General features: G+C 61.9%; 23 protein-coding genes. 6 read left to right on the top strand and 17 right to left on the bottom strand.

The genetic code is table 11. From position 1 onward, the window contains the following. Window positions 1-114 precede the first annotated feature (114 nt). The 4 genes from KW849_RS25435 to KW849_RS25420 all read right to left on the bottom strand — a co-directional run bounded on the left by KW849_RS25435 (window position 115) and on the right by KW849_RS25420 (window position 3,445). On the bottom strand, window positions 115-975 hold the full coding sequence (locus KW849_RS25435; protein WP_218431863.1) for a CAP domain-containing protein: 861 nt from the start codon (window positions 973-975) through the stop codon (window positions 115-117). A 149-nt stretch (window positions 976-1,124) separates the two neighbouring features. Beyond that, complete coding sequence (locus tag KW849_RS25430; protein WP_108216033.1) at window positions 1,125-1,754, bottom strand: metalloregulator ArsR/SmtB family transcription factor; 630 nt, start codon at window positions 1,752-1,754, stop codon at window positions 1,125-1,127. Window positions 1,755-1,773: 19 nt separating this feature from the next. Beyond that, complete coding sequence (locus tag KW849_RS25425; RefSeq protein WP_218431862.1) at window positions 1,774-2,403, bottom strand: hypothetical protein; 630 nt, start codon at window positions 2,401-2,403, stop codon at window positions 1,774-1,776. A 253-nt stretch (window positions 2,404-2,656) separates the two neighbouring features. Continuing rightward, window positions 2,657-3,445 (bottom strand): alpha/beta hydrolase, encoded by a 789-nt coding sequence (locus KW849_RS25420; RefSeq protein ID WP_218431861.1) that lies wholly within the window; start codon window positions 3,443-3,445, stop codon window positions 2,657-2,659. A 128-nt stretch (window positions 3,446-3,573) separates the two neighbouring features. Between KW849_RS25420 and KW849_RS25415 the strand changes: the two genes are divergently transcribed. Beyond that, on the top strand, window positions 3,574-4,518 hold the full coding sequence (locus KW849_RS25415) for an aldo/keto reductase (RefSeq protein ID WP_218431860.1): 945 nt from the start codon (window positions 3,574-3,576) through the stop codon (window positions 4,516-4,518). Between the two features lie 123 nt (window positions 4,519-4,641). After that, the gene (locus tag KW849_RS25410) at window positions 4,642-5,295 is read left to right on the top strand and encodes a peroxiredoxin (RefSeq protein WP_218431852.1); all 654 of its coding nucleotides are present in this window, start codon (window positions 4,642-4,644) and stop codon (window positions 5,293-5,295) included. 145 nt (window positions 5,296-5,440) lie between these two features. On the opposite strand, the gene yghX is transcribed toward KW849_RS25410, so the two are convergent. From yghX to KW849_RS25380, 6 genes are all read right to left on the bottom strand, one after another. Next, window positions 5,441-6,328 carry a YghX family hydrolase gene (yghX, locus tag KW849_RS25405; protein WP_218431851.1) on the bottom strand — a complete coding sequence of 296 codons (888 nt, stop codon included), beginning with the start codon at window positions 6,326-6,328 and terminating at the stop codon, window positions 5,441-5,443. A gap of 174 nt (window positions 6,329-6,502) precedes the next feature. Further along, window positions 6,503-6,904 carry a heme-binding protein gene (locus KW849_RS25400; RefSeq protein ID WP_108216027.1) on the bottom strand — a complete coding sequence of 134 codons (402 nt, stop codon included), beginning with the start codon at window positions 6,902-6,904 and terminating at the stop codon, window positions 6,503-6,505. A gap of 19 nt (window positions 6,905-6,923) precedes the next feature. Further along, window positions 6,924-8,141, bottom strand: coding sequence for a glycolate oxidase subunit GlcF (gene glcF / locus KW849_RS25395; protein WP_218431850.1), 1,218 nt, complete (start codon window positions 8,139-8,141; stop codon window positions 6,924-6,926). Window positions 8,142-8,144: 3 nt separating this feature from the next. Next, on the bottom strand, window positions 8,145-9,209 hold the full coding sequence (gene glcE, locus KW849_RS25390) for a glycolate oxidase subunit GlcE (protein ID WP_218431849.1): 1,065 nt from the start codon (window positions 9,207-9,209) through the stop codon (window positions 8,145-8,147). Beyond that, entirely contained in the window at window positions 9,209-10,708 is a 1,500-nt protein-coding gene (gene glcD, locus KW849_RS25385; protein WP_218431846.1) for a glycolate oxidase subunit GlcD, read from the bottom strand. Before glcD ends, glcE begins: the two co-directional genes overlap by 1 nt. Window positions 10,709-10,886: 178 nt before the next feature. After that, the gene (locus KW849_RS25380) at window positions 10,887-12,650 is read right to left on the bottom strand and encodes an L-lactate permease (protein ID WP_218431845.1); all 1,764 of its coding nucleotides are present in this window, start codon (window positions 12,648-12,650) and stop codon (window positions 10,887-10,889) included. A 179-nt stretch (window positions 12,651-12,829) separates the two neighbouring features. On the opposite strand from KW849_RS25380, the gene KW849_RS25375 reads away from it, so the two are divergent. After that, complete coding sequence (locus KW849_RS25375; protein ID WP_218431844.1) at window positions 12,830-13,066, top strand: hypothetical protein; 237 nt, start codon at window positions 12,830-12,832, stop codon at window positions 13,064-13,066. 23 nt (window positions 13,067-13,089) lie between these two features. On the opposite strand, the gene KW849_RS25370 is transcribed toward KW849_RS25375, so the two are convergent. Further along, the gene (locus KW849_RS25370) at window positions 13,090-13,350 is read right to left on the bottom strand and encodes a hypothetical protein (RefSeq protein WP_218431843.1); all 261 of its coding nucleotides are present in this window, start codon (window positions 13,348-13,350) and stop codon (window positions 13,090-13,092) included. Continuing rightward, window positions 13,347-13,694: a hypothetical protein gene (locus KW849_RS25365; protein ID WP_218432133.1), complete on the bottom strand. Its 348-nt coding sequence runs from the start codon at window positions 13,692-13,694 to the stop codon at window positions 13,347-13,349. Before KW849_RS25365 ends, KW849_RS25370 begins: the two co-directional genes overlap by 4 nt. Between KW849_RS25365 and KW849_RS25360 the strand changes: the two genes are divergently transcribed. Together KW849_RS25360 and KW849_RS25355 are read left to right on the top strand one after the other, a co-directional pair. Beyond that, complete coding sequence (locus tag KW849_RS25360) at window positions 13,672-14,736, top strand: hypothetical protein (RefSeq protein ID WP_218431842.1); 1,065 nt, start codon at window positions 13,672-13,674, stop codon at window positions 14,734-14,736. The genes KW849_RS25365 and KW849_RS25360 overlap by 23 nt on opposite strands. 17 nt (window positions 14,737-14,753) lie before the next feature. Then, window positions 14,754-15,107, top strand: coding sequence for a DUF1428 domain-containing protein (locus KW849_RS25355; RefSeq protein ID WP_108216019.1), 354 nt, complete (start codon window positions 14,754-14,756; stop codon window positions 15,105-15,107). A gap of 14 nt (window positions 15,108-15,121) precedes the next feature. On the opposite strand, the gene KW849_RS25350 is transcribed toward KW849_RS25355, so the two are convergent. Then, window positions 15,122-15,316 carry a hypothetical protein gene (locus KW849_RS25350; protein WP_056727280.1) on the bottom strand — a complete coding sequence of 65 codons (195 nt, stop codon included), beginning with the start codon at window positions 15,314-15,316 and terminating at the stop codon, window positions 15,122-15,124. Between the two features lie 391 nt (window positions 15,317-15,707). On the opposite strand from KW849_RS25350, the gene thpR reads away from it, so the two are divergent. Beyond that, complete coding sequence (gene thpR / locus KW849_RS25345) at window positions 15,708-16,250, top strand: RNA 2',3'-cyclic phosphodiesterase (protein ID WP_218431841.1); 543 nt, start codon at window positions 15,708-15,710, stop codon at window positions 16,248-16,250. 242 nt (window positions 16,251-16,492) lie between these two features. On the opposite strand, the gene KW849_RS25340 is transcribed toward thpR, so the two are convergent. From KW849_RS25340 to potA, 4 genes are all read right to left on the bottom strand, one after another. Then, window positions 16,493-17,590 carry a polyamine ABC transporter substrate-binding protein gene (locus tag KW849_RS25340; RefSeq protein WP_218431840.1) on the bottom strand — a complete coding sequence of 366 codons (1,098 nt, stop codon included), beginning with the start codon at window positions 17,588-17,590 and terminating at the stop codon, window positions 16,493-16,495. Window positions 17,591-17,797: 207 nt separating this feature from the next. Continuing rightward, window positions 17,798-18,682, bottom strand: coding sequence for an ABC transporter permease subunit (locus KW849_RS25335; protein WP_218431839.1), 885 nt, complete (start codon window positions 18,680-18,682; stop codon window positions 17,798-17,800). Further along, window positions 18,679-19,593: an ABC transporter permease subunit gene (locus KW849_RS25330; RefSeq protein ID WP_218431837.1), complete on the bottom strand. Its 915-nt coding sequence runs from the start codon at window positions 19,591-19,593 to the stop codon at window positions 18,679-18,681. Before KW849_RS25330 ends, KW849_RS25335 begins: the two co-directional genes overlap by 4 nt. Further along, the gene (gene potA / locus KW849_RS25325) at window positions 19,590-20,732 is read right to left on the bottom strand and encodes a polyamine ABC transporter ATP-binding protein (RefSeq protein WP_218431835.1); all 1,143 of its coding nucleotides are present in this window, start codon (window positions 20,730-20,732) and stop codon (window positions 19,590-19,592) included. Before potA ends, KW849_RS25330 begins: the two co-directional genes overlap by 4 nt. Window positions 20,733-20,800: the final 68 nt, after the last annotated feature.

Below are 20,800 nucleotides of genomic sequence, written 5' to 3'. Positions count from 1 at the left end.
AGGCCTGATAAACCTTGTAAGCCGGAGACCAGCGCCGGCCACCTACTTATACTCACCCGCGAGCCCGCCCAGTGCGGGCTTTTTAATGCCCGCAAGGTGGGTCTGGTCAGCGCCTCAGGGCGCGCCAAACAGCATCGTCCAGTAAACACCGTTGTCGCTGCGGGCGTTGGCGGCATAAGCGGCACCGACCTGGGTGAACATCGGGTTCATCAGGTTGGCGCAGTGCCCGGGGCTGGCGAGCCAGCCGGCCATGGCCTTGCTCGGTGAGCCTTGCCCGGCGGCGATGTTTTCACCGATCTGCCGACCACGGTAGCCGGCAGCCCTGGCGCGGTCGTAGGGCATGTCACCGTCGGGGTCCTGGTGGGCGAAATAGTTGCCGTAGGCCATGGCCTTGCTATGGCCTTGGGCGGCGGCGCCGAGGGCGGCGTTCCAGGTCAGCGGCCGCGCGGCAGCGAAGCGCTGGCGACCACACAGGCGCGGCCTTGCCCGGGCTGCGTTGACCTGCGCCAGCAACGCCTGGCCGGCGTTGCGTGGATCACCGGTCTGCCCGTCGAGCACCGGCCGCGCCAGCACCACTTGCCACTCACTCCCGGCGCGGCTGACGCCGATGTCGGCGTATTGATTGTCGAGCAGTGCGGCGCAGTGCTCGTCCTGGAACATATCGAACGCTTCTTCGGCATCCCGTGCACCCACCACGCGGATAGAGCGCACCATGGTTGCCTGATAGCCGGAAGCCTTTAACCGGTCCCGCAACCCTCCACCATAGCCAACGGGCAAGGCCAGGTTCGACTTGAGCGTCAGGGGTGATAAACGTTGTGTCGGTCGTCGATCGCAGCGTTGCGGATGGGCGCGATAGTCGTTGATGGCGTCGACCAGTTGCCGTTGCCCATCGGCGTGGGCGGAGCTGGCAAAAACGGGGAGCAGGGAAAACAGGCACAGCGAAGAAAAGCGCAAGGCAACGGCGGTTTGGCGCATGGGACGGGCAACTCGGAAGAGATGACGACGATAGGAGTGGGGGAAAGCGCTGGGTATGACTGGTGACTCGACACAAGGTTCACGGCGGACAAGCAACTGCCTGTCGTCCAACCGATGCGTTCGACGAAGGGGAAGGCGTGGTGCGCCGTTTAAACGGGATCCTGGTCCTCTCTCGGTCGCAGCCTGAAACGACAGACATGCCCGCCGCGCACCATGCATTCGCTGTGCTCGACTTCACCGCCGCCCAGCGTGCCGATCAAGGCCAGGTCCAGTTGGCAGACCACCGGGTGGGCAGCGGCCAGGCGATGGAAGACGCAGTTATGCGCGACGATTTCCGGGGTGCCTCCTGAGCGAAAAAACACCTCGGCCTCGTAGCCTGTCTGGTTCATGTGCTGGACGATTCTGGCTTCGTCCACGACCTGTTGTTCCAGGTCCGAAGCCAGCTTGCGGCCCATGCTGCGCATCAGCGTGGCCAGGGCTTCGGGGCCGATGATGGCGGCGACTTCATCAATCAATACGCTGGCCAGTAGCTGATAGTGGCGAGGGAACTGCTCCCGCGCGTGGTCGGTGAGCCGATACAACTGCTCCGGACGACGACCCGTCGGACGGGTGTCGCCGCGCAGCACCAGACCGTCACGCTCCAGCGCCGCCAAATGTTGGCGGATCGCCGTGCGCGTGACGGCCAGATGTTCAGCCAACTCGTCAATGCTCATGCCGCCCGCATGGTGCAGCAGCGCATTGAGCAGGTCCTGCTGTGTTCGGCCCAGTCCTTCCAGCATGGGATGCCCTCGCGCGATATCAGAACTTGTCAGGGAATTGCTTGACCAGCGCAGCGGTCAGCGCGTCGGCCAGGGCCTGGACGTGCGTGCGCATCATCGCCCAGGTGCGGGCTTCGCCGGCGTAATCGTGCGCGGCAAACTCATCGATCTGGGCGACGTGGTGACCGCCATGGGCCGACAACATGTTGACCAGTGTGGCTTCAGGCAGATTGGGGTTGGCGGTGGCCAGGAAAGCCGCAATCGCCTTGGCATTGCTGGTCAACTCGGCGACGGCAGCCTGCTTGCCCTTGGCGTCTTTCGCGACAGTGGCATCGCTGTAGTGTTTCACCGCGCCCCAGTGACCGGCCAGCAGCTTGAGCAGTTGATCCGCCGCCGGTTGGCCGTAGAGCGGGGCGATGCTGTTGGCGATTTTGGTCGCGTTGTCGACGACCTGGTCCGCCGCGACTTTGGCTTGCTTTTTATCGGCGGATTGATTGGCCAGCGCGTAGTTTCTGATCCAGAAAATGTGTTCGACCCAAAGGTCACGCTCGGCCAGGCGCGTGGTCAGCGCGGGGCTGTCGACAGCGGCAGGCGAGGCGGCGGGCGTTTGACTCCACACCGGTTGCGCACACAAAGCCAGCAGGAGCAAAGCCAGGGTTTTGATATTCATGACGGGACCCTCTGAGAGTGGGAACGTTCGACAATATCAATATAGACATAAAAATATGTTTTTATTGGGCGTTGGTGAATTCTCGGATGAGTGGTCATAGCCTGCCGCCGGAAGCGACTTGGCTCTTTGTGGCGAGGGGGCTTGCCCCCGTTGGGTCGCGAAGCGGCCCCAGCTCTTCACCTGAAAAGCAGGGCCTGCTGCGCAGTCCAGCGGGAGCAAGCTCCCTCGCCACAGGTAGGTTCTGCTTTGCTGGCTACAACCCTTCCTTCAGCGCCCTCAAGTACTCAGGGCTTTCGCTGATCGAGTTATGCCCCGTCCCCGGTATCATCTGCAATGACGCCACGCCTTTGGCGAAGTGTGTATACAAACGCTCGGTGCTCGGACGCGGAATCACCTCGTCATGCTCGGCCGCAATCAGCCGAGTCGGCACCGTGATGCGGGCAGCGTAGCGCCAGGACTGGAATTTATCCCTCAACAACCAGCGCACCGGAAACCAGCGGAACTGACGGGCGGCCAGCCCTTCGAGGCTGTTGTAGGGTGTGATCAGCACCAGTCGCGCGGCCGGGCGTTCGCTGGCAAGGCGTACGGCAACCCCGGAACCCAGGCTGCGTCCGACCACCGCCACATGCCGATGACTGGCATACACCTGGTCGAACAACGTGATGGCATCGCGGGCAATGGCTTCTTCGCAAGGCGAGCCGGAACTGCCGCCGTAGCCACGGTAATGCAGCAGATACAGCGCGTAGTCAGGGAACGCCTGGGTGAACCCGGGCAGGTTGCGCGAGACGTCTTCGGCATTGCCGCCGAAATAAATCAGCGCGTTGGGACCCTCGTGAGGTCGGGTGGAGACCAGCACCTGCGCGTCGGCGACCGGCAGGGTGAGCAGTGTCTCGGCGCCGCCGACGGTACGCGGTTGCGGGAAATAAATCAGTGCCCGCTGGAACACGAACAGCGCCACGCATAGCGCCAGGTACAACGCAGCGACGATGACGACGAGTAACACCAGGATGCGTGACATTCGACTAACGTTAGTGGGCGGCATTGACTGCTCGGGGAGTGAAAGTGGCTGGCGCCGCAAGGCTTCCTGAGTGTAGTCAATCGACCCTGGCGCGGATTATCCGGATTGTCGATTCAACGTGCCGAGCCCGTGAGACTGGTGAGAAGCGTTTTATGAGCCATCCTGAGGGTTACACCCGTAGAGCAATACTCACGCTGGCTGCCGGTGCTTCGGCGGTCTTCACGTTTGGTTCGGCGGTTGCGCAACCCGCGCCGTCGACGGGAACAGGAGGCAAGACCATGCAGACCCGGGCCATTCCTTCCAGTAACGAGTCCTTGCCGATCGTAGGGCTGGGCACTTATCGCGGATTCGATGTCGAGCCTGCGCAACCGGCCTACAAAGACTTGCCCGCGGTGCTCGATGCGTTGTTCGACAAGGGTGGCAAGTTGATCGACAGCTCGCCGATGTACGGTCGCGCCGAACAGACCGTCGGCGAGTTGCTGTCGATCCATGAGCCACGCTCACCGGCGTTCCTCGCCACCAAAGTGTGGACCCGGGGCCGCGAAGAAGGCATCGCGCAGATGGAGCAATCCTTCGCCCTGTTGCAGACCGACCGGATCGACCTGATGCAGATCCACAACCTGCTGGACTGGCAGACGCACCTGCCGACCCTGCGCCACTGGAAGGAAGCAGGGCGCATCCGCTACATCGGCATCTCCCATTACACGGCGTCGGCCTATGAAGAAGTGGAAGCGGTACTCAAGGCCGAGACACTGGATTTCTTGCAGATCAACTACGCACTGGATGATCGCGGTGCCGAGAATCGCCTGCTGCCGTTGTGCCGCGAGCGGGGGGTGGCGGTGATCTGCAACCGGCCGTTTGGCGGTGGAGGCTTGCTGGCCAAATTCAAGGATAAGCCGCTGCCAGGCTGGGCAGCGCAAGTCGGGGTCAAAAGCTGGGCGCAACTGGCGCTGAAGTTCCTGCTGTCGCATTCGGCGGTGACCTGCGTGATTCCGGGCACCGGCAACCCGCGCTACATGGCGGAAAATGCCCAGGCCGGTTTCGGCCCGATGCTGACCGATGCCCAGCGTCAGCAACTGATTGCGCTGGTGGGCTAGCGACTCACCCAACGCAGGCGGGCGAGTGCCGGAACCTATCCTATAATGTCTCGCGTCCATGCCGTTGAAAGCGTATTTGCTGCCCTGACGGCGTCCCTGTCCATCACTGCAAGGAGATCGAACATGGCTATCCGTATTGGCGACGAAGCACCGGATTTCACCGCCGAAACCACTGAAGGAACCCTGAACTTTCACCAATGGATCGGCGACGGGTGGGCCATCCTGTTTTCCCATCCCAAGGACTTCACCCCGGTGTGCACCACTGAACTGGGCTACCTGGCCAAACTCAAGCCGGAATTCGACAAGCGCAACACCAAGATCATCGGCCTCAGCGTCGACCCGGTCAGTGACCACAACCGTTGGGTCGGTGACATCGCCGAGACTCAGGGTACGGCGGTCAACTATCCGCTGATCGGCGACGAAAACCTGGTGGTGGCCAAGCTCTACGACATGATCCATCCCAATGCCAGCGGCGGTGCGCGCACGGCAGTGGACAACGCCACGGTGCGTTCGGTGTTCATCGTCGGCCCGGACAAGAAGGTCAAGGCCATGCTGATCTACCCGATGAGCGCCGGGCGCAACTTCGATGAAGTGCTGCGCCTGCTCGATTCCCTGCAATTGAACGCCAAACACACCGTTGCCACTCCAGTGAACTGGCGGCCGGGTGAGGACGTGATCATCCCGACCTCGGTGTCTGACGAAGACGCGAAGAAGAAATACCCGGATGGCTTCAAGACCCTGAAGCCGTATCTGCGGACGGTGGCGCAACCGAAATAACTGCTGCGGCCTTCAAACCGCTATCGCGAGCAGGCTCGCTCCTACATTGGGCTTCGGTCGAACACAGATTTTGTGTTCACTGAATTTCCCTGTAGGAGCGAGCCTGCTCGCGATGGGGCCAGTCCTGCTGGCCCAGAATTTTTATTCAAACCAGATACTTTTTAAACCACCCCAACGTCCGCTCCCACGCCAGCTTCGCCGCCGCCTCGTCATAACGCGGCGTCGAATCATTGTGAAAGCCATGATTGCAGCCCGGATAAATGTAGGCCACATAGGTCTTGCCCCCGGCCTTCAACGCTTTCTCATAGGCCGGCCAGCCTTCGTTGATCCGCGTATCCAGTTCGCCGTAGTGCAGCATCACCGGTGCCTTGATCCGCGGCACTTCCTCGGCCGTTGGCTGACGGCCATAAAACGACACGGCGGCACCCAGTTCCGGATAGGCCACAGCAGCGGCATTGGTCACGCCACCGCCGTAGCAGAACCCGGTGATGCCGACTTTTCCAGTGGCGGCGGGGTGTTTCATCATCCACTCGACGGCGGCGAAAAAGTCGTTCATCAGCTTTTCCGGGTCGACCGTGGCCTGCAACTCGCGGCCCTTGTCGTCATTGCCGGGATAACCGCCGACCGAACTCAGGCCGTCAGGGGCGAGGGCGATGAAACCGGCCTTGGCCAGACGTCGGGCCACGTCTTCGATGTACGGGTTGAGCCCGCGGTTTTCGTGCACGACCACCACCGCCGGCACCTTGCCCGTGGCCTTGGCCGGACGCACCAGATAACCGCGAACCTGGCCGTGGCCCTTGGGCGACGGGTAGGTGATGTACTCGGGAACAATGTCCGGATCGGTGAACTCGACCTGTTCGGCCAGCGCGTAGTTGGGGCTTAGCGCGGCGAGCAGGGCTCCGGCGGTCAATCCTCCGAAGGTAAACAACGCCGCGCGGTCGAGAAACTCCCGGCGGTTGATCTTGCCGTGTGCGTAGTAGTCGTACAGTTCCAGCAGTTGCGGGGAAAAGTCTTTGGCAGTTAGACGGGGCATTGCTGCAACTCCTCTCGGCTGGTTTAACACGGACTCTGTGGGACGGACCCTGTGGGAGCGAGCTTGCTCGCGATGGCGTAGTGTCATTCAACATAGATGTCGACTGGTCTGCCGCCATCGCGAGCAAGCTCGCTCCCACAGGGGGCTATGGTGGATGCTTGATGTGCATTCTGTTCATTTCAGGCACTGCGCCCCGGCCTTGGCCACTTGCGCATCTTGCTCGGGCTTGACGCCAGAGACACCGACAGCACCAATCACCTGGCCATCGAAAACAATCGGCACTCCCCCTTCCAGTGAAGTCAACAACGGTGCCGACAGGAAAGCGTAGCGCCCGGCGTTGACCATGTCCTCATAGCTTTTCGTTTCACGCCGCCCAAGGGCTGAGGTTCGGGCCTTTTCGGTGGCGATGTACGCGCTGCTCGGCGCGCAGCCGTCGAGGCGTTCGAGGGCCAGCGGGTGGCCGCCGTCATCGACTACCACGATGGTCACGGCCCATTGATTGGCCTGTGCTTCGGCGCGGGCGGCTTTGATGATCTGGCTGACTTCGGTCTGGCTCAGGACGGCTTTGCTGTTCATGGGGACCTCCAGGATTGGGTTAAGGCAGGGCGGTTTCGACCAGTTCGATCCAGTGCCGCACCGGGGTTCGGCCCGCGCCGTCGAGGTGCGTCTGGCAGCCGATGTTGGCTGTGACAATCACCTCGGGATGGCCGCTTTCCAGGGCGTTGAGCTTGTTGTCGCGCAACTGCCGCGACAGTTCGGGCTGGGTCAGCGAATAGGTGCCCGCCGAACCGCAGCACAGGTGCCCGTCGGGGACGGTCGTCAGGTTGAAACCGAGTCCGGTCAGCAGCGCTTCCACGGCACCGCCGAGTTTCTGGCCGTGCTGCAAGGTGCAGGGGCAATGGAAGGCCAGGCGTTGGGAGGCGTGGATGCCAAGTTTTTCCAGTGGCTCGTCGCGCAACACTTCCACCAGGTCCCGGGCCAGCGCGCTGACCTTTTTTGCCTTGTCGGCATAGGCCGGGTCGCTGGCGAGCAGATGGCCGTAATCCTTGATGAAGGCGCCGCAACCGCTGGCCGTCTGCACAATCGCTTCGGCACCTTTTTCGATGCCCGGCCACCACGCGTCGATGTTGCGCCGGGCGCGATCGAGGCCGGCGACCTGGGCGCCAAGGTGGTAGTCCACGGCGCCGCAGCAACCGGCTTCGCGGGTCGCGATGACGCTGATCCCCAACCGGTCCAGCACCCGTGCCGCCGCGGCATTGGTGTTGGGCGACAGGCTGGGCTGCACGCAACCTTCGAGCATCAGCACCTGACGCTCACGCAGGGTCATGGGCCGCGGCTTGGCCGGGTAGACATTGCGCGGCAACTTGCTTTGCAGGGTGCCGGGCAGCAACGCGCGGAACACCTGACCGCTATTGACCAGGCTCTTGAACAGCTCTGGATGGGGCACGGTCTGCCGCAACCCCTCGCGCAACAGACGCTGACCGAGAGGGCGCGGCACCGCCGCATCGACCACCGCGCGACCGATGTCCAGCAGGTTGTGGTAATCGACGCCCGACGGGCAGGTGGTTTCGCAGTTGCGGCACGACAGGCAGCGATCCAGGTGCTGCTGGGTCTTTTGCGTGACTTCGTTGCCTTCCAGCACTTGCTTGATCAGGTAGATACGGCCCCGCGGTCCGTCCAGTTCATCGCCGAGCAATTGATAGGTCGGGCACGTGGCATTGCAGAAGCCGCAGTGCACGCAGGTGCGCAGGATGCTTTCGGCTTCTGCGGCACGGGGCAGATGGCTGGCGCTTTCACTCAAGGTCGTCTGCATGGTTCAAAGCTCCGCGTACAGGCGTCCGGGGTTGAAGATGCCCCGTGGATCGAGTTGTTGTTTCAGGTTGCGGTGATAACGCATCAGCGCCGGCGGCAGCGGATGGAACGGGGTGTCGGTCAGGCCGTGGCTGAAGCAGGTGGCATGGCCGCCGACCTCGTCGACCACCTGGCGGATGAACGCCGCATCGGCATCGGATTTCAGCCAGCGCTGGGCGCCCCCCCAGTCGATCAACTGGCGACCCGGCAATGACAGGAGCGGCGTGTTGTGCGGCAGTGACAGGCGCCAAAGCGGCTGGTCTTCATCGAAGAAGCTCAAGCGCTGCTCGTTGAGATCGTCCCACCAGCAAGCCTCCAGCCGTTCGCCACCGAGGCGCTCATGGGCTGCCGCTACCGAACCTTCACCGCCCTCAAGCCGCAGGTGCAGGCGTGAACCGTCGTGACAGGCCGCGCTGATCGGCAACGGCTGCTGGCCCCATTCCGCTAGACGCAGCAAGGCGCGTTCAGGGTCCATTTCCAGGCTGATGCTCAAGGCTTGCCGGGGTTTTGGCAGCACTTTGAGCGAGACTTCGGTGATCAACCCGAGGCTGCCGTAACTGCCGGCCATCAGGCGTGACAGGTCATAGCCGGCGACGTTTTTCATCACCTCGCCACCGAAGCGCAACAGTTTGCCGTGCCCTGTGATCACCCGCGTGCCAAGAATGAAGTCCCGCACCGAACCGACCCACGGGCGCCGTGGCCCGGACAGTCCGCAGGCAATCATGCCGCCGACGGTGGCGCCGTCGCCAAAGGCCGGTGGTTCGCAGGGCAGCATCTGTTGCGCGGCGTCCAGCACTTGCGCCAGTTCCGACAACGGCGTGCCGCAGCGGACGGTGATCACCAGCTCCGTCGGGTCGTAACTGACGATGCCCCGGTGCGCGCGGGTATTGAGAATTTCCCCGGCCGTGCTGCGTCCGAGGAAGCCCTTGCTGTTGGAACCCTGGATGCGCAACGGCGTGGCGTTTTCCAGCGCCTGATTGACCTGTTCCAGCAGTGACGGGCTGTCATCGAAATCTTCAGGGCTGCGCATCAGAAACGCTCCAGCTCAGGGAAGGGCAGTTGACCGCCATGTACGTGCATTGCACCGAATTCGGCGCAGCGGTGCAGGGTCGGGATGTTCTTGCCGGGGTTGAGCAGGCCGCTCGGGTCGAAGGCAGCCTTGATGGCATGGAACAGGGTCAGCTCATCGCTGTTGAACTGCGCGCACATCTGATTGATCTTCTCGCGACCCACGCCGTGTTCACCGGTGATACTGCCGCCGACTTTCACGCACAACTCCAGAATCTTGCCGCCCAGGGCTTCGGCTCGATCGAGTTCACCGGGTTGATTGGCGTCGAACAGGATCAACGGATGCATGTTGCCGTCGCCGGCATGAAACACGTTGGCCACCCGCAGGCCGTATTCGTTCGACAGCTCCGCGATGGCGTGCAACACGCCGGGCAGTTCGCGACGGGGGATGGTGCCGTCCATGCAGTAATAGTCCGGCGAGAGGCGGCCCACCGCCGGGAAGGCATTCTTGCGTCCGGCCCAGAAACGCACGCGCTCGGCTTCGTCTTTTGCCTGGCGCAGCTCGATGGCGCCGGCCTGTTGCAGTACCTGGCGCACCCGCTCGCAGTCATCGCTGACGTCGGCTTCGACGCCATCGAGTTCGCACAGCAGAATGGCCTGGGCGTCCACCGGATAACCGGCGTGGATGAAGTCCTCGGCGGCGCGGATGGCCAGGTTGTCCATCATTTCCAGGCCACCGGGGATGATGCCGGCGGCGATGATGTCGCCGACCGCGCGCCCGGCTTTTTCCACGGAATCGAACGCTGCCAGCAGCACTTTGGCGGTCTGCGGTTTAGGCAGCAGTTTGACCGTGACTTCGGTAATCACCCCGAGCAGGCCTTCGGAACCGGTGAACAGCGCCAGCAGGTCGAAACCGGGGGAGTCGAGGGCGTTGGAGCCCAGGCTCAAATGCTCGCCATCGACGGTGAGGATGTCGACCTTGAGCACGTTGTGCACGGTCAGGCCGTACTTCAGGCAATGCACGCCACCGGCATTTTCCGCGACATTGCCGCCGATGGAGCAGGCGATTTGCGAGGAGGGATCCGGCGCGTAGTACAGGCCGAACGGTGCCGCCGCCTGGGAAATCGCCAGATTGCGCACGCCGGGTTGAACCCGTGCGGTACGGGCGGCGGGGTCGATGCCCAGGATGTTGTTGAAACGCGCCATCACCAGCAGCACGCCTTTCTCCAGGGGCAGCGCTCCGCCGGACAAACCTGTGCCCGCGCCACGGGCCACCACGGGGACGTGCAGCTCATGGCAGACGCGCAGCACCCCTTGCACTTCGTCGATATATCGGGGTAACACCACCAGCATCGGCGTGGTGCGATAGGCCGACAGTCCGTCGCATTCGTAGGGCCTGAGTTCCTCCTGCTGATGCAGGACTTCCAGATTCGGCAAGCGGGTTCGCAGGGCGTGCAACAGCGCCTGTCTGTCGACGTCGGGCAAGGCGCCGTCAACGCGTTCATCGTAGAGAATGTTCATGGGGTCACGATTCTCGCTGGAGGCCACTGACCTTAATCATTGGCCTGATACAGCCGACTGTCCATGGGATGTTTGTCAGTCGGAAGCGGGCATTCATTGAATAAATGTGCGCAGAAAATGCCAACGCCCGGGCGATGGAGCCCGGGCGTTGCAAGCGTGGTGAACAGGGCGCGCAGACTCAATGCCCGCCCACCACCATATGGCTGAACGGTGCGACATAGGCCTGCAATGTCACCAGCCCACCGACCAGAATCGCCAGCACAATCGAATGGAAGAATACGTAGCGCAGGATTTCCCCTTCATGGCCGTACCAGCGGGTGGCGGTGGAGGCGACCACGATCGACTGGGCATCGACCATCTTGCCCATGACCCCGCCGGAGCTGTTGGCGGCGGCCATCAACACCGGGCTCATGCCCAACTGCTCGGAGGTCACCCGTTGCAAGCCGCCGAACAGCACGTTGGAAGCCGTGTCCGAACCGGTCAATGCCACGCCGAGCCAGCCGAGCAGGGTGCCGAACATCGGATAGAAGATGCCCGTCGCGGCGAAGGCCAGGCCCATGGTCGCATCCAGGCCCGAGTAGCGCGTAAGGAAGCCCAACGCGAGCATCGCCGCAATAGTGATCAGCGAGTAGCGCACCACCCACAGGGTGCGCAGGTACTGGTGAATCAGTTGCGGGATCGAGTACCCCATCAGCAAGCCGCCGACAATCGCCGCCAGCAGAATGCCGCTGCCGGTGGCGGTGAACCAGGTGAACTTGTACACCGCCTCTTCGGTTTTCGGCGCGGGCACCACGGGTGGGACTTTCTCGACCTGCAAGTGCAGGGTGGTGAAGATCAGGACCGGCGCGAACACCGGGTTGGCCTCGCGCAGCGGTTTGCCCTGAGGGTCGAGCTTGGCTGAGCTGGTTTGCGGGTCAATCGCCGGGCGGGTGTCGAAGGTGTTCTTGAATCCTTGCGTACCCCAGATGAACACGAAGACCGTGAGGATGATCCACGGCATCCATGCGCGCATCACCGCCGGTTTTGCCTCATTGGCGAAGGTTGCAGTCGGTACAGGCTTTTCGTCGTGCTCGGCGTCGATCTTCGAGTTGTCGACCCGGCCGGACAGCGCCGCGGAGGTGTGCACCGTGGCCGGTTTCCAGACCTTGAGGAAACCGGCCAGGCAGGCCATGGAAATCAGTGCGGCGATCACGTCCACCAGCATCGGCCCGTGATAGTTGGACACCAGGAACTGCGGCACGGCAAAACTGACCCCGGCCACCAGAATCGCCGGCCAGACTTCCAGCATCTTGCGCCAGCCGGCAAAGGCCCAGATCAGCCAGAACGGCACCAGCACCGAAAAGAATGGCAACTGCCGGCCGACCATCATCGACAGCTCCATTTCGTCCAGCCCGGTCACCTTGGCCAGGGTGATGATCGGCGTGCCGAGGGCGCCGAACGCCACGGGGGCGGTATTGGCGATCAGCGCCAGCCCCGAGGCGGCGAGTGGCGAAAACCCCAGCCCGATCAGAATCGCCCCGGTCACCGCCACCGGCGTACCGAAACCGGCCGCGCCTTCGAAAAATGCACCGAAGCAGAAAGCGATCAGGAGTAATTGCAGGCGTCGGTCATCGGTGATGCGCGCCAGGGAGTCTTGCAACACCTTGAACGAGCCGTTCTCGGTGGTCAGGCGGTGCAGGAAGATGATGTTCAACACAATCCAGCCAATCGGCAGCAGACCGTTGGCTGCACCGAACAGCGCCGCGGTACCTGCCATGTTCGCGGGCATGCCGAAGGCGAAAATCGCGATCAGCAAGGCCGAAACCAGGGCGAGCAATGCCGCCAGGTGCGCCTTGACATGGAAAAACGCGAGGGACGCCAGCATCACCACCACCGGCACAGCCGCCATGAGTGTTGAAAGCACCGGGTTACCGAACGGATCGTAGACTTGCTGCCAGACCATGTTCCACCTCTGCTTTTTATTGTTGAACGTGCAGATCCCCTGAGGGGAGGTGGACTTCAGTATAGGTGGCATTGCGCCGCTGTCAGGGCAGGCCTCCGGTCCAGCGAGTCGGCGCAGTTCCGAGGGCTGAGCTAGCATGGCCAGTAGGGTTTGAATTCAGTCAGGGGAGGAGTCTAGTCATGACCGAGCGCCATATGGAGCACAAGGAAACGCTATCGAACGGATGCAACATCAGGGTCAAGGCCGAGATATTGAAGGACGGTTCGTTGGGCATGTTCATCGGTGTCTATCGGCCGGACGGCTCGGCCATCGATGAAAACCACGACCCACGGCCGCACATGCTGGACATGGAAGCGGCGATGGATTGGGGGATCGATATTGCCAAGGGAATTGGCAATAGCCAGCGAACGTTGTGAGACCAGGCGACCGGCGGTCGCTGTCAGAACCCGAACGAACGGGCCGAGCCTTTTGCCAGCTCGACATCCAGCAGATGCCCGACCAGCACATCATTCAAAAAACGGAACTGATCATTGAGCCCGACCACTTCGTTGCTGAAGTGATGATCGGCTGCCGGGATCAGTAACGCCTCGAACTTCTCGTCGAACAGCAGAGTCAACTCTTTACGCGACTCGTATTTCTGCGCGTAGAAATTGTTGCCGAACACCGGAAAACGCACGGCGAGGGTGACGACGTGAATCATGATGTTTGCTCCTCGCTCAGGACGTACCAGGAAAATACGCTCAAAGTGAAAGCCGTCAGAGCCAGGCAGGTCAGCAGATGGATCAGCATGATGTCCCCCTCCGATTCGGGGTTTCGTGTTGGCTTGGGATTGATCCTACGCTGACGGCCATTAAGCGGAAGGTAATCGCGGCGATGGTGATTATCGATGCAAGTGATGGCGGTTTTTTTCGCTGTTGATGCAGGCCCTTTCGCGGGCTCCGGGACATCGCCACCTATACTTAAACCGAAAGTTTCGCGTGTCGGGCATTTCGCCCGGTGCCAACTCCAGGAAGCCGCCATCTTGAACCTGCGTTCGCTGATCATTGCCGTGCTGGTGGTGTTGGCGGGGTGTGCCACGCCTGTGCGCGCGCCGGTGGAAGTGGCGCCGGTCATCGTTCCTGCCAGCACCTGGCAAGAAGTGGACCGGGAGATCGTCGCCGCGTCGCAGGCGGCCACCGAGCAGAGCAAAATCTACGCCCGCGGCGCCATGGATTACTGGCGCACACGGGTCTATGAATTGACCGAACAGAATTTCATTCCGTGGTTCAGCAGTTACTGGACCCAGGAATGGCTGTCGATGAAGGTCAGCTGGTACACCCTCAGCGCCAAGGGTGAGCAGGACGCCGTGGAAAAACGCCTGGCGGCGTACCTGCTCGAAGCCTATCAGGAGAAGGTCCTGGCCCCGGCGGCCGTGGAAATCGATCCCGATGCGATTCTCGGCCTGGCAGCGGCGTTCTATGTCGACATCCTCAAGGAAGAGCTGCAGAAAATCTCCGACCGCCACGGCGTGCCGATGGCCCAGCTCAACGGGCGCATCCAGAAAGTCCCGGCCATCGCCCTTGGGCCTCCGCCGACAAGGGACGCCTCGTTGTACCAGGTCATGCACACCGAACCGCTGAACGCCTTGCCGGCCTTCGCCGCGCTGATCGACAAAGTCCATAAGGCCGGTGGCGACAAGGGGGTGGGCTCGACCGACACCGCGATGGCACCGGTGGCCAGGCGCGCCAGCCGGCGGATGGAAGCCGAGATGGCCCCGCGCGGGGCCGCCAGCGCCGTGGCCGCAGCGACCGGGAAACTGGCCGGTGGCTTGATCACGCTAGGGGTGGCGGGCATTCGCGCATTCATCCAGGCCTTTGACCGGCCCGATAGCGAGGCGCTGATCCGCCGTAGCCTGGGCAATACCTTCGACAAGGCCTGGCTCAAACTGGTGCAGGACCCGACCAGCGGGGTCATGGCCGGCACGCTTTACATGGCGGCGCAGATCGAAGGAAGCCTGGCGGACCGCACTCAACCGCCGGTCGGTTTGAGCGCCGGCACTGTCGATCGGACGCCAGCGCAACCGACTAACCTGCAGCACACCCCATGACCCAAGGAGAAAAACGCATGTCTTACGTCGATGGTTTTATCGCTGCCGTACCCACCGCTAACCGTGAGCAATACATCATGCACGCCAAAGTCGCCGCCTTGGTCTTCAAGGAAAACGGTGCCTTGAGCGTGGTCGAATGCTGGGGCGAGGATGTCCCGGAAGGCAAGGTCACCTCGTTTCCAATGTCGGTTAAGCTCAAGGAAGGCGAAACCGTTGCCTTTGGCTGGATCATCTGGCCTGACAAGGCCACCCGCAATGCCGGAATGGGCAGGATGATGCAGGACCCGCGCATGAAACCGGACGTCAATCCAATGCCCTTCGATGGCCAGCGCATGGTCTACGGCGGGTTCGAAGTGCTCCTCCAGGCCTGACGCTGCACGCGGGATCACTCCGGCGTCGGGGTGATCCTGCAACTCTTGCGCTGGCGGATCTCGTCGTCCGTCGGCCGCTCGCGGATGAACTCGAAGCGCGGCTCACCTTCGCTGTAATGCACCAGCCAGCCCCATTCCAGCTTGAGTTCATCCTGGCCGGGCTCGGGCGGTCTGGCCCACCATGGTTCCTTGCTGATGATCTGTCGCATGGCCCCCTCCGGTATTTCGGGATGGTAGGGGGCGTTCTCAATTAGTTTTCACGCCGCGCCGGGTCTGCTGTTGTGCAGGGCAAGGCGCGAGAAGCGTGGTTTGGTCATTCCAAATAAGCTTCGAGCAACGCAGCCCTGCACAACAGCAGGCCCGGCCCTTCGGGTTGTGCCTTAAAGCGGGCCAGGCTGCGTTGCAGGCCTTGGAAAGGGAACAACCATTCCCAGCGGCCTGCGCCTTGCCTGGCCCGCTTTAAGGCGACAACGCGGCGGGAAAACTAATTGAGAACGCCCCCTGGAACTATAACGCGCCTGCCGCACGGCGCCAGAAATGCGCTGGCCGGAATGCGAGTGTTGAGTACACTCAGGCAGTCTTATCCAGGAGGTGTCCGGCATGAACGACGAATCCCGCGAGCCGTTCAAACGCCTGTTCTTTGCACTGAACTGCGCCCCGGCCCTGCGCCGGGATATCGCCCAGTGGCGCGGTGCGCTGCAACTGCGCAACGGACGGCCGGTGCCGGCGGAAAACTTTCACCTGACGCTGAAGTTTTTGGGGGCGGTGGGTGTGGCGCAGATCGCCGAGCTCTGCACCGCTGCGGCGTCCATCCGTACACCGGGCGAGCGCTTGACGGTGGTGCTGGATCGGCTGGACGTGTGGCGCAGGGCAGGGGCGCTGGTGCTCGCGCCGCAGCAGGCGCCCCCGGCATTGCTGCGCCTGGTGTATGCCCTGGAGCAGGCGATGTTGCCGTTCGGGCTGGAGGAGGCACCCAGGGAATATCGTCCGCACCTGACCCTGGCACGGCAGTATCGGGCGCCGGTGCCGGAGTCCACAACCGCACCGCAATTCTTCCTGCGTGCCGACCGATTCACCCTGTTCGAATCCCACAAGGGCCGTTATCGGGCGCTGGCCGAATGGCCGTTGATCGATCCCCAATAAAAAAGGCGCCCGAGGGCGCCAAACTTCACCTGAACCGAGGGAGCCAGGTGAGGCCGTTCTACTGCAGGAGCGGCAGCGGTGGTAAGGCGCTGCGTGAACGGAAAGGGTTGAACATCGCACTTGATCGAACACATCACCCTGTAGGAGCTGCCGCAGGCTGCGATCTTTTGATCTTGCTTGGGCTCGAACTCTCAAAATCAAAAGATCGCAGCCTGCGGCAGCTCCTACCAAAAGCAGGTGGATTACTGGCCGAGCTTCACCTTTGTCCAGCCACGGGTCATGATCCGCTGGATGGCAATCGGCTGGTCCGGCACGGCATAGAGCGTGGCCATTACCGCTTCCGGCGGGTAGGAGCCCGGATCGTTGCGGATCGCTTCATCCACCAACGGCGTGGCCGCAGCGTTGGCGTTGCTGTAGCCGATGTTGTTGGTGATGTCGGCGATCACGTCGGGGCGCATCAGGAAGTTCATGAACAGGTAAGCGTTCTCGACGTTGGCGGCATCGCGGGGGATGGCGAGCATGTCGTAGAAACTGGCGGCGCCTTCTTTCGGAATGCTGTAGTCGATCTTCACCTTGTTCCCGGCTTCCTGGGCGCGGGCCTTGGCCTGCAGCACGTCGCCTGAGTAACCGACGGCCACGCAGATGTTGCCGTTGGCCAGGTCCGAGATGTATTTCGACGAATGGAAGTACGCCACGTTCGGGCGAATCTTCATGAACAGCGCCTGGGCTTGGGCGATGTGCTGTTTGTCCTGATCGTTCACCGGGTAGCCCAGGTAGTGCAGGGCGGTCGGGATCATTTCAGTCGGTGAATCGAGGAAGCTGATGCCGCAGGCTTTGAGCTTCTCGGCGTTTTCCGGTTTGAACAGCAGGTCCCAGGAGTTGGTTGGAGCGTTGGCGCCGAGCACTTCCTTGACCTTTTGCGGGTTGAAGCCGATGCCGATCGAGCCCCACATGTACGGGATGGCGTGGGCGTTATCGGGATCGCTCGCCGAGGCGTTCTTCAGCAGCACCGGGTTGAGGTTTTTCCAGTTCGCCAGCTTCGACTTGTCCAGTTCCTGATAGACGCCGGCCTTGATCTGCTTGGCCAGGAAACTGTTGGACGGCACGACGATGTCGTAGCCGGATTTACCCGCCAGCAGGCGTGCCTCAAGGGTTTCGTTACTGTCGAACACATCGTAGGTCACCTGGATGCCGGTCTCGTCTTCGAACTTCCTGACGGTGTCCGGGCCAATGTAATCCGACCAGTTGTAGACGCGCAGAACCTTGTCATTGGCCTGGGCAACCGTGGCGATTGCGCCCAATAAGGACAGTGTCAGCAGAGTCCTGCCAAACATTTTCATCTGTACAACTCCATTCTTTTTATACAAAACACAAAACCTGTGACGAGCGAGCTTTTGTGGCGAGGGGGCTTGCCCCCGTTGGGTCGCGAAGCGGCCCCAAAACCGGAATCCTCGGTGTTTCAGTTACACCGAACGTACTGGTTTTACGGCTGCTGCGCAGCCGAACGGGGGCAAGCCCCCTCGCCACAAAGAGCAAACCACAGTGCCTTAGGCGGTGGCTTCGAGCATTTTCTTTTCAGGCTGCTGCCAGGATTCGCTGGCGGTCTGGTCCATGGCTTCCTGGATCGCGCGCTTGCGGCTTTCTTCGGCACGGCGGCTGAAGAACCAGACCATGAAGGTCACGATCGACACCGCCAACAGGATCAGGCTGGCCACGGCGTTGATCTCGGGCTTGACCCCCAGACGCACCGCCGAGAACACTTCCATCGGCAGGGTCGTGGAACCCGGACCCGACACGAAGCTCGCCAGCACCAGGTCATCCAGCGACAGGGCGAACGACATCATGCCGCCCGCTGCCAGCGATGGGGCGATCATCGGGATGGTGATCAGGAAGAACACCTTGAGCGGTTTCGCGCCCAGGTCCATGGCCGCCTCTTCGATGGACAGGTCCAGCTCGCGCAAACGCGCCGAGACCACCACCGCCACATAGGCCGCGCAGAACGTGGTGTGGGCGATCCAGATGGTGACGATGCCGCGTTCCTGCGGCCAGCCGATCAACTGCGCCATGGCCACGAACAGCAGCAACAGCGACAGACCGGTGATCACCTCAGGCATCACCAGCGGCGCGGTGACCAGGCCACCGAACAGGGTGCGGCCCTTGAAACGCGTAACGCGGGTCAGGACGAACGCGGCTAACGTCCCTAGTGCGACTGCTGCGATGGCGGTGTAGCAGGCGATTTCCAGCGAGCGCACCACCGAGCCCATCAGTTGCGAGTTGTCCAGCAAACCGGCGTACCACTTGATCGACCAGCCGCCCCACACCGTCACCAGTTTGGAGGCGTTGAACGAGTAGATCACCAGAATCAGCATCGGCAGGTAGATAAACGACAGGCCGAAAATCAGCATGAACTTTGAAAATCCGAAGCGTTTCATCCCCGTGCCTCCATCTCTTTGGCCTGACTGCGGTTGAACAGAATGATCGGCACAATCAGGATCAACAGCATCACCACCGCCAGGGCAGACGCCACCGGCCAGTCGCGGTTGTTGAAGAACTCTTGCCACAACACACGGCCGATCATCAGGGTTTCCGGGCCGCCCAGCAGTTCCGGAATCACGAACTCACCGACCACCGGAATGAACACCAGCATGCAGCCTGCGATGATGCCGTTCTTGGCCAAAGGCACGGTGATTTTCCAGAAGTTGTTGAAATTGCTCGACCCCAGGTCCGACGCGGCTTCCAGCAGGCTGCCATCGTGCTTCACCAGGTTGGCGTACAGCGGCAACACCATGAACGGCAGGTAGGCGTAAACGACCCCGATGTAGACGGCGGTGTTGGTGTTGAGGATCTCGATCGGCGCCGTGGTCAGCCCGGTCCACATCAGGAATGCGTTGAGCAAACCGTTGTTGCTGAGGATGCCCATCCACGCGTAAACGCGGATCAGGATCGCGGTCCAGGTCGGCATCATGATCAACAGCAGCAGGACGTTTTGCGCTTCCTTGCTGGCCTTGGTGATCGCGTAGGCCATCGGGAAACCGATCACCAGGCACATCATCGTGCTGAGCAACGCTACTTTCAACGAGCCGAGGTACGCCGAGATGTACAGTTCGTCCTGGGTCAGCAGGCTGTAGTTACCGAGGTTCAACAGCAGCTGAAATTTTTGCTCGGCGAAGGTGTAGATCTCCGAGTACGGCGGAATGGCCAGCGCTGCTTCCGAGAAGCTGATTTTCATCACCAGGAAGAACGGCAGCATGAAGAACAGGAACAGCCAGATGAATGGAATCCCGATGACGAACTTGCGCCCGCTGGGGACCAGTCTCAGAAATTGCTGATTGAAGGTTTTCATGCGCGCAGTACCACGCCGCTGTCGTCTTCCCACCACACGTAGACCTGATCGTCCCAGGTCGGACGCGCGCCACGGCGTTCGGCGTTGGCCATGAACGACTGGACGATCTTGCCGCCAGGCAGCTCGACGTAGAACACCGAGTGGCCACCGAGGTAGGCGATGTCATGCACCTTGCCGCTGGACCAGTTGTAGCGGTGCTCGGGCTTGACGGTGCTGACCAGCATTTTTTCCGGACGGATCGCGTAGGTGATCGACTTGTCCTGCACCGAGGTGCTGACGCCGTGGCCGACGTAGATTTTCTGTTCCAGGTCCGGGCTGTGGATGATCGCGTGACCTTCCAGGTCCTCGACCACGGTGCCGTCGAAGGCGTTCACGTTGCCGATGAACTCGCAGACCATGCGGCTGACCGGTGCTTCATAGATGTCGACCGGGCTGCCGATCTGGGCGATCCAGCCCAGGTGCATGATCGCGATGCGCTCGGCCATGGTCATGGCCTCTTCCTGGTCGTGGGTCACCATCACGCAGGTCACGCCGACGCGCTCGATGATTTCCACCAGCTCCAGTTGCATCTGCGAGCGCAGCTTCTTGTCCAGTGCGCCCATCGGTTCGTCGAGCAGCAGCAGTTTCGGCCGCTTGGCCAGGGAGCGGGCCAGGGCCACGCGCTGACGCTGGCCGCCGGACAGTTGGTGTGGCTTGCGCTTGGCGTACTGGGTCATGTGCACCAGGCGCAGCATCTCCTGCACGCGGGCTTCGATTTCGGCCGCTGGCAAACGGTCCTGCTTGAGGCCGAAGGCGATGTTCTGCGCCACCGTCATGTGCGGGAACAGCGCGTAGGACTGGAACATCATGTTGATCGGTCGTTCGTACGGCGGCATGTCGGTGATGTCGACGCCGTCGAGCAGAATCCGGCCTTCGGTCGGGCGCTCGAAACCGGCGAGCATGCGCAGCAACGTGGATTTGCCCGATCCCGAACCGCCGAGCAGGGCGAAAATTTCACCCTGGTGGATTTCCAGGGATACGTCGTCCACAGCGGTGGTTTCGTCGAATTTCTTGGTGACGCGATCGACTTTCACCAACACCTTTTTCGGTGCCTGGTGACCCTCAAGAGCCTTCCTGTAGATGCTGGAGGCGTTTGCCATGTGAAACTCCCAACAGGTTTCAGTCGCCCGGCCAACACGGCCCGGCTTAATAGTGGATTGCAAACCCG

It is taken from the genome of Pseudomonas sp. PDM26 (assembly GCF_019219185.1).
Taxonomy (GTDB): Bacteria; Pseudomonadota; Gammaproteobacteria; order Pseudomonadales; family Pseudomonadaceae; genus Aquipseudomonas.
The sequence above is the reverse complement of the archived record's forward strand: the minus strand, read 5'-3'. Positions and strand labels throughout refer to the sequence as shown.

Excerpts from the sequence above, each read along its gene's own strand:
- thpR (WP_218431841.1), top strand. The coding sequence starts at position 15,708 with ATGAACGACGAATCCCGCGAGCCGTTCAAACGCCTGTTCTTTGCACTG.
- KW849_RS25375 (WP_218431844.1), top strand. The coding sequence starts at position 12,830 with ATGACCGAGCGCCATATGGAGCACAAGGAAACGCTATCGAACGGATGC.
- KW849_RS25340 (WP_218431840.1), bottom strand. The coding sequence starts at position 17,590 with ATGAAAATGTTTGGCAGGACTCTGCTGACACTGTCCTTATTGGGCGCA.
- KW849_RS25365 (WP_218432133.1), bottom strand. The coding sequence starts at position 13,694 with ATGATCAGCGAACGCAGGTTCAAGATGGCGGCTTCCTGGAGTTGGCAC.
- KW849_RS25410 (WP_218431852.1), top strand. The coding sequence starts at position 4,642 with ATGGCTATCCGTATTGGCGACGAAGCACCGGATTTCACCGCCGAAACC.
- KW849_RS25400 (WP_108216027.1), bottom strand. The coding sequence starts at position 6,904 with ATGAACAGCAAAGCCGTCCTGAGCCAGACCGAAGTCAGCCAGATCATC.
- KW849_RS25415 (WP_218431860.1), top strand. The coding sequence starts at position 3,574 with ATGAGCCATCCTGAGGGTTACACCCGTAGAGCAATACTCACGCTGGCT.
- KW849_RS25420 (WP_218431861.1), bottom strand. The coding sequence starts at position 3,445 with ATGCCGCCCACTAACGTTAGTCGAATGTCACGCATCCTGGTGTTACTC.
- KW849_RS25335 (WP_218431839.1), bottom strand. The coding sequence starts at position 18,682 with ATGAAACGCTTCGGATTTTCAAAGTTCATGCTGATTTTCGGCCTGTCG.
- KW849_RS25370 (WP_218431843.1), bottom strand. The coding sequence starts at position 13,350 with ATGATTCACGTCGTCACCCTCGCCGTGCGTTTTCCGGTGTTCGGCAAC.
- KW849_RS25425 (WP_218431862.1), bottom strand. The coding sequence starts at position 2,403 with ATGAATATCAAAACCCTGGCTTTGCTCCTGCTGGCTTTGTGTGCGCAA.
- yghX (WP_218431851.1), bottom strand. The coding sequence starts at position 6,328 with ATGCCCCGTCTAACTGCCAAAGACTTTTCCCCGCAACTGCTGGAACTG.
- KW849_RS25430 (WP_108216033.1), bottom strand. The coding sequence starts at position 1,754 with ATGCTGGAAGGACTGGGCCGAACACAGCAGGACCTGCTCAATGCGCTG.
- KW849_RS25435 (WP_218431863.1), bottom strand. The coding sequence starts at position 975 with ATGCGCCAAACCGCCGTTGCCTTGCGCTTTTCTTCGCTGTGCCTGTTT.
- potA (WP_218431835.1), bottom strand. The coding sequence starts at position 20,732 with ATGGCAAACGCCTCCAGCATCTACAGGAAGGCTCTTGAGGGTCACCAG.
- glcD (WP_218431846.1), bottom strand. The coding sequence starts at position 10,708 with ATGAACATTCTCTACGATGAACGCGTTGACGGCGCCTTGCCCGACGTC.
- KW849_RS25355 (WP_108216019.1), top strand. The coding sequence starts at position 14,754 with ATGTCTTACGTCGATGGTTTTATCGCTGCCGTACCCACCGCTAACCGT.
- KW849_RS25350 (WP_056727280.1), bottom strand. The coding sequence starts at position 15,316 with ATGCGACAGATCATCAGCAAGGAACCATGGTGGGCCAGACCGCCCGAG.
- glcF (WP_218431850.1), bottom strand. The coding sequence starts at position 8,141 with ATGCAGACGACCTTGAGTGAAAGCGCCAGCCATCTGCCCCGTGCCGCA.
- KW849_RS25330 (WP_218431837.1), bottom strand. The coding sequence starts at position 19,593 with ATGAAAACCTTCAATCAGCAATTTCTGAGACTGGTCCCCAGCGGGCGC.
- KW849_RS25380 (WP_218431845.1), bottom strand. The coding sequence starts at position 12,650 with ATGGTCTGGCAGCAAGTCTACGATCCGTTCGGTAACCCGGTGCTTTCA.
- glcE (WP_218431849.1), bottom strand. The coding sequence starts at position 9,209 with ATGCGCAGCCCTGAAGATTTCGATGACAGCCCGTCACTGCTGGAACAG.